The sequence below is a fragment of the Pantoea sp. AS-PWVM4 genome, from assembly GCF_000468095.1.
In the GTDB taxonomy this organism is placed as follows: Bacteria; Pseudomonadota; Gammaproteobacteria; order Enterobacterales; family Enterobacteriaceae; genus Pantoea; species Pantoea phytobeneficialis.
Genome location: NZ_ASZC01000005.1, coordinates 163,543 through 177,190 on the forward strand (window position 1 = coordinate 163,543; position 13,648 = coordinate 177,190).

General features: G+C 55.4%; 10 protein-coding genes. 6 read left to right on the forward strand and 4 right to left on the reverse strand.

The window, feature by feature from the left end; translation table 11 throughout:
- Positions 1-38 precede the first annotated feature (38 nt).
- Positions 39-1,397, forward strand: a complete 1,359-nt coding sequence (locus L579_RS06645) for an MFS transporter (RefSeq protein ID WP_021183510.1) — start codon at positions 39-41, stop codon at positions 1,395-1,397.
- A 36-nt stretch (positions 1,398-1,433) separates the two neighbouring features.
- Positions 1,434-1,814 carry a Rid family hydrolase gene (locus L579_RS06650; protein WP_021183511.1) on the forward strand — a complete coding sequence of 127 codons (381 nt, stop codon included), beginning with the start codon at positions 1,434-1,436 and terminating at the stop codon, positions 1,812-1,814.
- Positions 1,815-1,856: 42 nt separating this feature from the next.
- Here L579_RS06650 and L579_RS06655 read toward each other — a convergent pair whose 3' ends face one another.
- On the reverse strand, positions 1,857-3,545 hold the full coding sequence (locus L579_RS06655) for a chloride channel protein (protein ID WP_021183512.1): 1,689 nt from the start codon (positions 3,543-3,545) through the stop codon (positions 1,857-1,859).
- A gap of 151 nt (positions 3,546-3,696) precedes the next feature.
- On the opposite strand from L579_RS06655, the gene L579_RS06660 reads away from it, so the two are divergent.
- The 3 genes from L579_RS06660 to sstT all read left to right on the forward strand — a co-directional run bounded on the left by L579_RS06660 (position 3,697) and on the right by sstT (position 7,439).
- Positions 3,697-4,680: a Gfo/Idh/MocA family protein gene (locus tag L579_RS06660; protein ID WP_021183513.1), complete on the forward strand. Its 984-nt coding sequence runs from the start codon at positions 3,697-3,699 to the stop codon at positions 4,678-4,680.
- Between the two features lie 319 nt (positions 4,681-4,999).
- Positions 5,000-5,971: a TerC family protein gene (locus L579_RS06665; RefSeq protein WP_036625557.1), complete on the forward strand. Its 972-nt coding sequence runs from the start codon at positions 5,000-5,002 to the stop codon at positions 5,969-5,971.
- Between the two features lie 232 nt (positions 5,972-6,203).
- Positions 6,204-7,439, forward strand: a complete 1,236-nt coding sequence (gene sstT, locus L579_RS06670; RefSeq protein WP_021183515.1) for a serine/threonine transporter SstT — start codon at positions 6,204-6,206, stop codon at positions 7,437-7,439.
- A 66-nt stretch (positions 7,440-7,505) separates the two neighbouring features.
- Here sstT and L579_RS06675 read toward each other — a convergent pair whose 3' ends face one another.
- From L579_RS06675 to uxaC, 3 genes are read right to left on the reverse strand one after another with little or no spacing between them, the layout of a single operon-like run.
- The gene (locus tag L579_RS06675; protein WP_021183516.1) at positions 7,506-8,996 is read right to left on the reverse strand and encodes a UxaA family hydrolase; all 1,491 of its coding nucleotides are present in this window, start codon (positions 8,994-8,996) and stop codon (positions 7,506-7,508) included.
- A gap of 4 nt (positions 8,997-9,000) precedes the next feature.
- Entirely contained in the window at positions 9,001-10,449 is a 1,449-nt protein-coding gene (locus tag L579_RS06680; RefSeq protein ID WP_036625560.1) for a tagaturonate reductase, read from the reverse strand.
- Between the two features lie 2 nt (positions 10,450-10,451).
- Positions 10,452-11,867 carry a glucuronate isomerase gene (gene uxaC, locus L579_RS06685; protein ID WP_021183518.1) on the reverse strand — a complete coding sequence of 472 codons (1,416 nt, stop codon included), beginning with the start codon at positions 11,865-11,867 and terminating at the stop codon, positions 10,452-10,454.
- 396 nt (positions 11,868-12,263) lie between these two features.
- On the opposite strand from uxaC, the gene L579_RS06690 reads away from it, so the two are divergent.
- Positions 12,264-13,565, forward strand: a complete 1,302-nt coding sequence (locus L579_RS06690; protein WP_036625639.1) for an MFS transporter — start codon at positions 12,264-12,266, stop codon at positions 13,563-13,565.
- Positions 13,566-13,648: the final 83 nt, after the last annotated feature.

Genomic DNA, 13,648 nt, shown 5'->3' on the forward strand with positions numbered 1-13,648 from the left:
AGGCGTCGTACTCCACTTCAAACAGACAGGGTAAGACAATGAAACAACAAACAATAAATCCAGCACTTCAGGGAGCAGTTCGCTATGTAAAGGAGCGACCGACATCGCGTCACATGGCGCGCGACGGAAATTTAACTCGCGCAGTCACCGGCGTCACGCTGGGGAATATGGTGGAATGGTTCGATTTCGCTATCTACTCCTCGATGGCGATGACGATGGCAAAAGTTTTCTTCCCCACCAGCAACAGCTACAACGAGTTGATCGCCATTTATGCGGCGTTTGCCGCCGGATTTGTTATCCGGCCGTTAGGGGGCTTTCTGTTTGGCCCGATTGGCGATAAATATGGCCGCCGTACCGCGCTGGTTGCCAGCATCAGCCTGATGTCGATTGCCACCCTCTGCATCGCGCTGATCCCCGGTTATCACAGCATAGGCATCGCCGCCCCGATTCTGCTGGTGTTGATGCGCATGTTGCAGGGGCTCTCCACCGGCGGTGAATATGGCGGCTCCTGCATTTTTATCGCCGAACACAGCCCGGATAAACGCCGCACCTTTTTCACCAGTTGGCTGGAGTTTGGCAACATTTCCGGCTTCCTGGTGGGCGGGGTTATCGTCAATGTGATCAGCAATACATTGGGCGATGACACCATGATTGCCTGGGGCTGGCGGGTGCCGTTCGTGATTGCCGGATTGCTGGGCATTGTCGCGCTGTTTATCCGTTTGCGCGTCGATGAAACCCCGGTATTTCGTGAAATGCAGGCCGGTAAAGCCCGCGCCGAAGCGCAGTCCCCAGCGCGCTGGACATTATTCCTTAAAGAGTGGCCGCAGTTGCTACGTTGCGCCGGTCTGGTCGCCACCTTCAATATCAACTACTACATCGTGCTGGGTTATATCCCGAGCTACCTGGTGAGCTTTATGGGGAAATCCGCCGAATTCAGCGCCCGGCTGTCGCTGATTGCGACCCTCGCGCTGCTGCTGTTTATCCCGCTGTTCGGCATGCTGGGTGACCGGGTTGGCAGAAAGCGCATGCTCCTGACCGGCTGTGTGCTGATCATCCTTTCTGCGATCCCCGTATTCTGGGCGATTCAAAGTCATGGCCTGGCGGCGATCGTCATCGGTATGGCGGTGTTAATTCTCGGCATGTTGTTCTTCGAGGGCACCATCCCTGCCACCCTGACTTCGCTATTCGGCACCACCGTACGCTACAGCTGCTTCGCCATTAGCTACAACCTGTCGGTTTCACTGCTCGGCGGCACCGCGCCACTGGTGAATACCTGGCTGATCGAAAAAACCGGTATCACGCTAATCCCGGCGTTTTACCTGATGGGCGGCGCAGTGCTGGGTCTGCTGGCGCTGTGGAAAATGCAGGACCGTACCGGCAAGCCCTTGCCGTCCTGACCTCTCTTTATCACCTGTGTATCTATGGAGCATAAAATGAGTCTGACCACGAAAGTTAAAATCTCTTCCGGCGGTGCCTATGAGTCTGTTTTTGGTTACTCACGGGCGGTCAAAGCCGACAATCAGCTGCATATCTCAGGCACCTGCGCCACGCCTGACTTTGAAAAGGCCGATGCTTACGAGCAGACAAAATCGATCATGAACACCATCGCCAGCGTGATTCAGCAGGCGGATATGGAAATGGAGGATGTGGTTCGTACCGTGGTGTATGTCCGTGACATCAACGATGCGGAAAAGGTGGCAAAGGCGCATCTTGAAACCTTTGGCACCATCCGTCCGGCCAGCACCATAGTGCAGGTGGATTCGATGCTGCGAACCTGGCAGCGGGTAGAAATTGAAACCTACGCCATTCGTTAAGCCGCCAGCAGCGCCCTGCATCGGGCGCTGCTCCTGGCAGGATTACAAAAATTCCTGCGCCTTCTGAATCAGACTGGTTTTAGTCAACGCGCCAAGGAAACGGCGCTCCTGCGGGTTATTCAGCACTGGCAGACGTTCCAGCGTGACACGGGCAAACGCCTCCCACCCTTCGCGCATGCTTTGGTTCTGATAAATACACGGGAAATTACTGTCCATCACCGTACTGACCGGTGAATGCAGGGTGATCTCCTCCGCCAGCACTTTGCGCGCAATATCGTGAATCGACACTACGCCGAGAAACTGGCCGCTGGCATTGATGACATAGACATAACGCTCACGCTTCAGCGAGCTGACCGCCAGCGCCTGCCCCACCGATTCCTCTGGCTGCAAGGCGGCACCGGGAATGATCAGTTGGTCGACACGCATATTATCGAAATCGTATTTAGCTTCGGAACGACTCAGATGCCCACTGACCACCGGATAGGTACTGGCGGATTGCAGGCGGTACACCAGCATCGAGGCCAGCACCGACGCAATCATCAACGGGAACAGCAGGCTGCTGTTAAGCGTCATCTCCAGCACCATCAGCATCGCCATTAACGGTGCCTGGCTGACGGCCGCCAGCACCGCCGCCATACCGACCGCCGCGTATAACAACGTATCGCCGACCGGCAGATGCAACACCGCCCCTAAACTTGCCAGCAACGCCCCCAGCAGCGCGCCAATCAGTAACGAAGGGGTGAACAATCCGCCGACCGCATTGGAGCCAACCGAAAGCGTGGTCGCCAGGATTTTTAATACCAACAACGCCAGCAAGCCACCCAGCAGATAATGACCATCGATGATTTTGACGATCACTTCATAGCCGTTACCCAGAATATCGGTGGAGATTAGCGCCAGAAAGCCCACCGCCAACCCGCCAGCGCCCAGCCGTAGCGGCAGGGAACGTACCCGACTGAACATCGTCTTGCTGCGCGCAATCAATTTAATCAGCAACCAGCCGGCCAGCCCGGATGCCAGCCCAATCACCACCGTCAGCAGCAGGCTGGTGATATCCATCTGGAAAGTCACATTGGAAAGCGGATAAAGCGCGCTGCGGAACCCCAGCGACCACATGGTCATCACCGCAACCGCCGAGGCGATCACCAGCGGGATCAGACGTTGCAACGCGGAGATGCCAAAGGCAATCTCCGCAACAAAAATGGCCGAGGCAAGCGGTGCGTGGTACACCGACGAAAGTCCGGCTGCGGCGGCCATCGCCACAATATCGCTGTTACGCAGGCCAAGCGATTTTGGCAACCAGCGCCCGATCAGGCTGCCGCACAACGCCGAGAGCTGCACCATCGGCCCTTCTTTACCGATTGAGGCACCGCTGCCGATACTGGCGATCGATGACAGGGCGCGAAATAGCGATGTTTTGGTCGGCACCGCATCCAGCCGGGCGTTGATCACCTCCAGATAATCGGTTTTCACCGTTTCCTGCTGCTCGATGGTCACGGCATAACGTAAAAACCACCCGGCCAACAGGCCGCCCGCGCCAACCAACAGCGGCCAGAAAATCCACGGCCAGGCGTGCATCGCCACCGTGATTTCGTTATCGCTGTTAAATAACAAACGGTTAATCAGATCGATCACCCCGCGAAAAGCCAGCGTGACCAGCGAGGCCGCACACCCCACGGGGATAGCAATCAGCAATGTGGTCCAGTTCAGGGCATTTTTACTTCCGCTCACCCGCGCGTCCTCTTCTTTCCGGGTTATAAATCGTAGCTGCATCATCATATTGGAATGCGGATCTCAGGATCAAATTTCGCCTGCGTTTGCTAATTACGCCACCGGGTCAGCGTGTTACTCTGCCGTTTTACCCTTGCCGGAGAAACCGTACGTGATTCGCTTCGCTATTGTGGGAACCAACTGGATCACCCGCCAGTTTATCGACGCCGCACATGAAAGCGGCAAAATGAAACTGAGCGCCATCTATTCGCGCAGCCAGCAGCAGGCTGAAGCGTTCGCCGCAGATTATCCTTGCCCGCTAACCTTCACCTCGCTGGAACAGATGGCCGCCAGCGATGCCATTGATGCGGTGTACCTCGCCAGCCCCAATGCCTTGCACTGCGAGCAGGCGCTGCTGTTTATGTCGCACGGCAAGCATGTGATCTGCGAAAAACCGCTGTCCTCCAACCTGCGTGAAGCAGAAGCGATGATCGCCTGCGCGCGTGACAACAAGGTGGTGCTGTTCGAAGCCTTTAAAACTGCCAGCCTGCCCACTTTTTTGCAGTTACAAAAAGCGTTACCGCAGGTCGGCAAGCTGCGCAAAGCGCTGCTTAATTATTGTCAGTATTCATCACGTTATCAGCGTTATCTTGATGGTGAAAACCCCAATACCTTTAATCCGCGCTGGTCCAATGGTTCGATCATGGATATTGGTTACTACTGCCTCGCAGCGGCGGTGACGTTATGGGGTGAACCACAACGGGTCACTGCACAAGCGTCACTGCTGGCAAGCGGCGTGGATGCACACGGCGTGGTGGTGTTGGGCTACGGCGATTTTGATGTGACGATTTTGCATTCGAAAGTCAGCGATTCACTGATTCCGAGTGAGATTCAGGGCGAAGCAGGTTCACTGGTGATCGAGAAAATTTCCGAGTGCCAGCAACTGCGTTTTACCCCGCGTGGCGGCGAGAGCCAGAACCTGACCCAACCACAGCATATCAACTCGATGCTTTATGAGGCCGAAACCTTTGCGCAACTGGTAAGCCAGGGCCTGGTGGAACACCCGGGGTTACAGGCGTCGCGGATCACCGCAGCGCTGCTGACGGAAATCCGCCGTCAGACTGGCGTGGTTTTCCCGGCAGATCAGGCTAATTGATGATACACCCCCGTAGCGGCGCGATAAATCGCGCCGCTACGAAATGTGGTTTGTTGTGTAAATATGTCTAAATATTTCCGACGTCTTATTGCTTATTCACTTTGCAGCACGTAATTTACGCAACAGCAAAGGGGAGTAACTTGTAAGCTGATTGATCGTCATTACGATGCGCTATTTGCCCATCCGGTCATCAGGCAACGCGGAATCTATTCTGAGTTGTAAGTGAGACCTTGCCGGAAGGCGAGGTTTGCTTATACCTAATAAAGCGGCTGACGTCTTCTGACATCAGCCTTTTTTATTTTCAGGACAGGATACGCTTATGCAATCTGTAGGCACACCACTACTCTGGGGCAGCTTTGCTGTCGTAGTGCTTATCATGCTGGCCATCGATCTCTTTCTTCAGGGACGTCGCGGCGCACAAACAATGTCATTCAAACAAGCGGCTGTCTGGTCGCTGGTTTGGGTTTCCATCTCATTGCTGTTCAGCGCCGCCTTCTGGTGGTACCTCAACGGCACCGCCGGGCGCGAGGTTGCCACCGCCCAAACCCTCGCTTTCCTCACCGGTTATATTCTGGAAAAAGCGCTGGCAGTCGATAACGTCTTTGTCTGGTTGATGCTATTCAGCTACTTCGCTATTCCGGCGCAACTGCAACGTCGTGTGTTGATTTATGGCGTATTGGGCGCGATCGTGCTGCGTACCATCATGATTTTCGGTGGTAGCTGGCTGGTTACGCAGTTCAGCTGGATTCTGTATATCTTCGGTGCCTTCCTGCTGTTCACTGGCCTGAAAATGGCGCTGGCGAAAGAAGAAGATGACAACGCAGTCGGCGACAAACCGCTGGTGCGCTGGCTGCGCAAGCACCTGCGCATGACCGATGGTCTGGAGGGTGAGAAATTCTTCACGCGTAAAAACGGCGTGCTGTTTGCCACCCCATTGTTGTTGGTGTTGATCATGGTGGAGCTGAGCGACGTGATCTTTGCCGTCGACAGTATCCCGGCAATCTTTGCCGTCACCACCGACCCGTTTATCGTGCTGACGTCTAACCTGTTCGCCATCCTCGGTCTGCGTGCCATGTACTTCCTGCTGGCAAACGTGGCCGAGCGTTTCTCAATGCTCAAATACGGTCTGGCGATTGTGCTGGTGTTTATCGGTATCAAGATGCTGATCGTCGAGTTCTGGCATATCCCGGTGGGGGTTTCGCTGACGGTGGTTGGGGTGATTTTGGGGGGAACACTGCTGATTAATGCCTGGGTTAACCGCAGAAACGACCAGAAGAAGATATCATCATAATCTGCTACAGGGGCGTTAATCGCCCCTGCTTTATTTTGCAACCATAAACAGTCACATTTTATACTGCTGTCACAGATGACATCATTAGCAGATCGAAAACCCAATCATTCCCACAAAGACAGAATTTTCTCTTTCTTCAACGCATGTTTTCCTTATACTCCGCCCGTTAAACTAGGGCTGCGTGGTGGCTCCGCGCAGCAAACTTATTACCGCCATATAAAAAGATCGTGATATGCAAACAAACATCATTGGACGTCTGGGCGCGCTGTTTGCGGGCAGCCTGGTAAAACAAATTATGCTGGGTCTGATTGCCGGTGTGGCGCTGGCCTGGTTCTCGCGTGATGCCGCGCTGGCGGTCGGCCTGTTGGGTGAACTGTTCGTTCGCGCGCTAAAAGCTGTGGCACCGCTGTTGGTCCTGGTTCTGGTAATCTCCTCGATTGCTAACCATCAGCAAGGGCAGAAAACCAATATCCGCCCGATTATCATGCTGTATCTGCTCAGCACCTTCTTTGCGGCAGTGGTGGCGGTGATTTTCAGCCATCTGTTCCCGCAAATGTTGTCGATGAATGTCGGTAAAACTGAAATCACTCCGCCGTCCGGGATCGCCGAGGTGCTGCATGGCCTGCTGATGAGCATGGTGGCAAACCCGATCGAAGCGCTGATGAACGCCAATTACATCGGGATTCTGGTATGGGCACTGGGGCTTGGCCTGGCATTCCGTCACGCCAGCCCGAGCAGCAAAGCTTTCCTCAATGATGCCTCAAACGCCGCGACCTGGGTGGTACGTTGCGTGATCCGCTGTGCGCCGCTGGGTATTTTCGGCCTGGTGGCATCGATTCTTGCCTCCACCGGTTTTGATGCGCTGTGGGAATATGCCAGCCTGTTGTCGCTGCTGCTGGGTTGTATGTTGCTGATGGCGTTGGTGGTCAACCCGCTGCTGGTGTTCAACAAAATCCGCCGCAATCCTTACCCGCTGGTGTTCACCTGCATCCGCGAAAGCGGCGTGACCGCCTTCTTTACCCGCAGTTCCGCGGCCAATATTCCGGTGAATATGGCGCTGGCGAAACGCCTGGGCCTTGATGAAGACACCTATTCAGTCTCGATTCCGCTGGGTGCCACCATCAGCATGGCAGGTGCGTCAATCACCATTACCGTGCTGACGCTAGCGGCAGTGCATACGCTGGGGATTTCTGTTGATGTGCCGACGGCGATTCTGCTTAGCCTGGTGGCCTCGCTGTGCGCCTGTGGCGCTTCAGGGGTGGCGGGGGGGTCCCTGCTGCTGATCCCGGTTGCCTGTAATATGTTTGGCATACCCAACGATCTGGCGATGCAGGTGGTTGCGGTGGGCTTTATTATTGGCGTGTTGCAGGATTCAGCCGAAACCGCGCTGAACTCGTCAACCGATATTCTGTTTACCGCGGCGGTATGTCAGGCCGAAGCAGAACGCGAGACGCGCACCGCAGTATAATTATTTCCCGTAGCGGCGCGATTTATCGTGCAATTTCGTGCGCGATAAATCGCGCCGCTACGCGGTTTACAGCGTCACTCCGCTTTTAAAAATCGCCAGTTCACGGAAGTCATTGGCTTCATTGCGCGCTGGCTTGCCGTTGGCAATGGCGACGATCATCTCGACAAAATCGGCCAGCATCGCATCCATACTCATGCCCTCAATCAGTCGTCCGGCGTTGAAATCAATCCAGTGCGGCTTTTTCTCCGCCAATTGCGTATTGGTGGCAATTTTCACCGTCGGTACAAAGCCGCCATAAGGCGTGCCACGTCCGGTGGTAAACAACACCATATGGCAGCCCGCGCCCGCTAAGGCACTGGTGGCAACGGCATCATTGCCTGGCGCGCTGAGCAGATTAAGACCTGGTGTTTTCAGGCGCTCACCGTATTTCAGCACATCCACCACCTGGCTCTGCCCGGCTTTTTGCGTACAACCCAGTGACTTCTCCTCCAGCGTGGTGATGCCCCCGGCTTTATTGCCCGGTGAAGGATTTTCATAAATCGGCTGTTGATGGTCGATAAAGTAGCGTTTGAAGTCGTTAATCATCGCCACCGTTTTGTCAAAGGTGGCTTCATCGCGGCAGCGGCTCATCAGAATGCGCTCCGCCCCGAACATCTCCGGCACTTCGGTCAGCACCGTGGTGCCGCCATTGGCGATCATCTGATCGGAGAAACGCCCCAGCATCGGGTTCGCCGTGATGCCGGAAAAACCGTCCGAACCGCCACACTCCAGACCAAACTTCAGCTCACTGAGTTTGCCCGGCTGGCGCTGATCGTGACGCATCACGTTGTATAACGCGTGCAGCCGCTCGAGTCCGGCCTCCACTTCATCATCCTGCTGCTGACACACCATAAATTGCACGCGATCGCTTTCATACGCGCCGAGGGTGTCGCGGAACACATCCACCTGATTGTTCTCACAGCCCAGACCAATCACCAGCACCGCGCCAGCATTCGGATGACGCACCATATTCTGCAACATGGTGCGGGTGTTTTCATGGTCCTGGCCCAACTGCGAGCAACCAAACGGATGGCTGAACAGATGCACGCCATCGATCCCTGCCGCATCGTCCGTCTCTTTGAGAAAACGTTGCAGAATTTGGCGCGCAATGCCGTTAACGCAACCCACGGTTGGCAGGATCCACAATTCATTGCGAATCCCCACTTCGCCGCTGGCGCGACGGTAAATCTGTACTTCGCGATCCCCTGCCTGCGGCGGCAGTGCAAGAAAATCGGGCTGATAATCATATTCGTCGAGATCGCTCAGGTTGGTGCGCGCGTTCTGCGAATGGATGATTTCACCCGCGTCAATCGGCTGCGTAGCGTGCGCAATCGGCAATCCATATTTGATCACCAGCGCATCGGTCGCCAGCGGTTGCAGCGCAAATTTATGGCCGCGACCCACGGCCTGACGCAGCTCAACACGGACGTGATCGATTTCAACGAGGGTATTGGCTTCCAAATCGCGCAACGCCACAGCGACGTTATCGCGTGAATGTATTCTTATCGCATCTTGCATAGCGTTATCTCAGTTGTGTCAGCGCCGTTCGCATCCCGTGAACGATGATGTTTTGCAGGTGTTGGCTTACCGCAGCCACCAGCCCTGGCTGCCGGGTTAAATCTTCGCCCCAGTGGTTGGCATCGCTCAGAACCGTGCTGACCAGTTGTTCCACGGGCCACTGTTGCGATTGCACCGCTGGCCAGAGTTCGGCATAGCGTTGCAGCCAGTGGGCATCGTCCTGCAACGGCCAACTTTTATCGCCCTGCTGACCGCGATAAAACGCCAGCAACGCGGCAAAGGCGAAGGTCAGGCGCGGCGGCCAGCTACCCTGTTGTTGCTGCGCCAGCAATAGTTGCGGCAGCAGGCGGGTACGGAATTTGGTCATGCCGTTCAGCGCGATAGAAAGCAGCGCATGGCGAATAAATGGGTTACGGAAACGGCGCTGTACCGCAGCAGCAAAGGCATGCAGCTCAGCAGGCGGCAAATCGAGAGTGGGGATCACTTCATCGCGCAGTAACGCTTCAACAAATCCCGCGATCTGCGCATCGTCCATCGCTTCTCCGACGCTCTCCAGACCGGACTGGAACGCCACCGGTACCATCGCAGTGTGCGCGCCATTGAGGATCGCCACTTTTTGCGCCTTGTAAGGGGTGATGTCTTCCACCAGCTTCACTTCAGGTGCCAGCACGGCCAGCTTCAGCTCTTGTGCCAGTGCCGCCGGTCCCTGAATCACAAACTGGTAATACACCTCACCCGCCACCAGGAAACGATCTTCGTAACCCAGTTGGGTAGCGATAGCTTCACTGTCGGCCGGGAAGCCGGTGACGATACGATCAACCAGCGTGTTGTAGAACGCGCAATGCTGCTGTACCCAGTGGGCAAATGCCTGCGGTAACTGCCAGTGGTCGGCATAGCGCAGTACCAGCGCGCGGAGCGTATCGCCGTTGTAGTCGATCAATTCGCAGGGAACGATTAACCAGCCCTTAGCAGCGTCCCCGGAAAAATGCTGGTAACGCGCCCACAGCAGCTGGGTCAGCTTGCCAGGAAAGGAGGAGGCTGGCGCATCGGTCAGTTGATCCTGTTCGGCAAAGGCAATGCCTGCTTCCGTGGTATTGGAGAACACAAAACGCATCTCTGGCGCGCGCGCCAGGGCCAGAAAATCGTCGAATTGTTGATAGGGTTGAATTTCCCGGTTGAGGCTGCGAATCAGGCGGGTTTCGCTCACCTGCTCACCCGCCGCATTCAGCCCGCGAATCAGCGTGGTGTACAACCCATCCTGCTGATTCAGAGAGTCTTTCACTTCTCGGTTACGCGGCCGCACCACCACCACACCGGCATCGGTACCCTGATGCTCATTGAGCCAGTCGAGTTGCCAGTCAATAAAGGCGCGCAGAAAATTCCCTTCGCCAAACTGGATTACGCGGTCGGTATAGCGCGGGCCGGGAAAGTCGTGACGGTTTAGCCGCTGCATCATCAGGCTCCTAACTCAATGCCGAAGTAATCACGGGCATTGTTGAAGCAGATGTTTTGTACCATCTGCCCCAGCAGTGCTTCGTCGGCAGGTGCTTCGCCGCGTTCCACCCAATTGCCGATCATCTGGCACAGCAGACGGCGGAAATATTCGTGACGGGTATAGGACAGGAAGCTACGGCTGTCGGTCAACATGCCGACAAAACGGCTCAACAGGCCAATCTGCGCCAGTTGCGTCATTTGACGCTGCATGCCATCGAGCTGATCGTTGAACCACCATGCCGAGCCAAACTGCATCTTGCCCGGTTCCCCTTCACCCTGGAAATTCCCGGCCATCGTCGCCAGTACTTCGTTGTCGCGCGGGTTTAGGCAATACAGGATGGTTTTCGGTAATGCGTTTTGCCGATTTTGTGCATCCAACAGACGAGCCAGCGGGATCGCCAGCGGTGCATCGTTGATAGAATCGAAACCGGTATCCGGTCCCAGCAGCTCAAAGTGGTGACGATTGGCGTTACGCAGCGCACCGATGTGGTACTGCTGCGCCCAACCGCGACGGGCATATTCACTGCCCAGCCACACCAGCACCGCTGTTTTGAATTGCGCGGTTTCTTCGCTGGATGGGGAACCACCCTGCAAACGACGCGTCAGGATGCCATCAAGTGTGGCCTCATCAGCTTCGGCATACACCACCACATCCAGCGCATGATCGGAAATCTTGCAGCCGTGAGCGGCAAAGTGATCAAGGCGTTTGCTTAAGGCACGACGTAGATCGTCAAAACGCTGCACGCTGACATCCGCCACTTGCTCCAGCTTGTGGATCCACGGCAAGAAGGTTTCCAGCTCAATGTTAAAGGCTTTGTCCGGACGCCAGCTCGGCAGCACTTTGACGCTGAAGCTGTCATCCTGCGCCAGGGCGCGATGATGCTGTAAATCGTCAAGCGGGTCGTCGGTGGTGCCGACCATTTTCACCTTCATCTGCTGCATAATGCCGCGTGCGGTGAAGGCATCCTGTGCCAGCAACGCATTGCAGCGATCCCAAATGTCATCTGCCGTCTGCTCAGACAGCAACACATTGGTGATGCCAAAGGGGCGGCGCAGTTCGAGGTGCGTCCAGTGATACAACGGGTTACCAATGGTGTGCGGCACGGTACGCGCCCAGGCATTGAATTTTTCACGGTCGGTGGCGTTGCCGGTGCAAAGGGCTTCCGGTACGCCATTGGCGCGCATCGCTCGCCATTTGTAGTGATCGCCTTTCAGCCAGATGTCATAGAGGTTGGTAAAGCGGTAATTTTCGGCAATCTGCTGTGGCGGCAAGTGACAGTGATAATCGAAAATCGGCTGGTCTTTGGCGTAGTCATGATAAAGACGACGCGCAAATTCGCTTTCCAGTAAAAAATCCTCAGTCATAAAACGCGACATACCTGCTTCCTCATTTTTGTAGCCCGTTGGCTAATGACACAAAGTTATCATACCAATTTTGATAAACGGCGGAATTCTTTGCGACGAACCTCACATTAATGACAGATCTTTGATGTGGATATGGACAAAAAAGCCGCAAAAACACCGCTAACCTGCTGTTATTACGTCGAAGAACAGTATCACACACGCCTTGAAGGGTTTTTGTGATGGCTCTCAACTTTTAAAGTTGTATAACAAGTTAACCTCTCGCTCCATTGATGCCAGACCGATGGCACAGGCAAGGAAATAAAGGCGCGTTTCAGCGTCTGCGGGCGTGAAGAGAGCTGTCTCACGAGCAGTCCCGCTCCAGATAACAACAGCGGCAACGCCGCAACGACAAACTGGAAGAGGTTAATGATGCGTAAGATCAAAGGGCTACGCTGGTACATGATTGGACTGGTGACGATGGGCACCGTTCTGGGCTACCTGACGCGTAATACTATTGCCGTAGCAGCACCCACGCTGGCGACCCAGCTTCACATCACCACCCAGCAATATTCATATATCGTCGCCGCGTATTCGGCCTGTTACACCGTGATGCAACCGGTCGCTGGTTATGTGCTGGATATGCTGGGCACGAAGGTCGGCTATGCGGTGTTTGCGATACTCTGGGCTATCTTCTGCGCCGCCACTGCGTTAGCAGGGAGTTGGGGTGGGTTTGCGCTGGCGCGTGGTGCGGTCGGTGCCGCAGAAGCAGCCATGATCCCGGCAGGATTAAAAGCCAGCAGCGAGTGGTTTCCAGCCAAAGAACGTTCTGTGGCGGTGGGCTACTTCAATGTGGGTTCATCGATAGGTGCGATGCTGGCACCGCCGCTGGTGGTCTGGGCCATTGTGGCACATAGCTGGCAGATGGCGTTTATCGTTACCGGGGTGCTGAGCATGATTTGGGCGCTGTGCTGGCTGGTGTTTTATAAACATCCGAAGCAGCAAACCAAGCTGAGCGAGGAAGAACGCCACTACATTATTGCCGGCCAGGAAGTGCAGCATCAAACCGGTAACAACAGCAAAATGTCGGTTGGTCAGATTCTGCGTAATCGCCAGTTCTGGGGCATTGCGCTGCCACGTTTCCTGGCTGAACCTGCCTGGGGCACCTTCAACGCCTGGATTCCGCTGTTTATGTTTAAGGTGTATGGCTTCAATCTGAAAGAGATTGCGCTGTTCGCCTGGATGCCGATGCTGTTTGCTGACTTCGGCTGCATCCTGGGGGGTTATTTACCGCCGCTGTTTCAACGCTGGTTCGGTGTCAATCTGATCGTCTCACGTAAGTTGGTGGTCACGATGGGTGCAGTGCTGATGATTGGCCCCGGTACCATCGGCTTGTTTACCAGTCCGTATGTGGCAATTGGTCTGCTGTGTATCGGCGGTTTTGCTCACCAGGCCCTGTCCGGTGCACTGATTACCCTGTCATCTGACGTGTTTGGTCGCAATGAAGTGGCAACCGCTAATGGCCTGACCGGTATGGCAGCCTGGACCGCCAGCACCCTGTTTGCCCTGGTGGTGGGTGCCCTGGCCGATACCCTCGGCTTTAGCCCGCTGTTTGCTGCTCTGGCGGTGTTTGACCTGATCGGCGCGGTCGTTATCTGGAGTGTGCTGAAAAACAAACCGGTTTCCGAAATGGAAAGCGCACCACCCGTACAAACTGCGGCGGTCCGTAGTTAATCTCTTTGGGCTGGTGTGAGCCAGCCCATTTCTTCCGCCCGGCCGAAGTGGTATAACAACTCCTCGTTTACCTGCATAGCGGA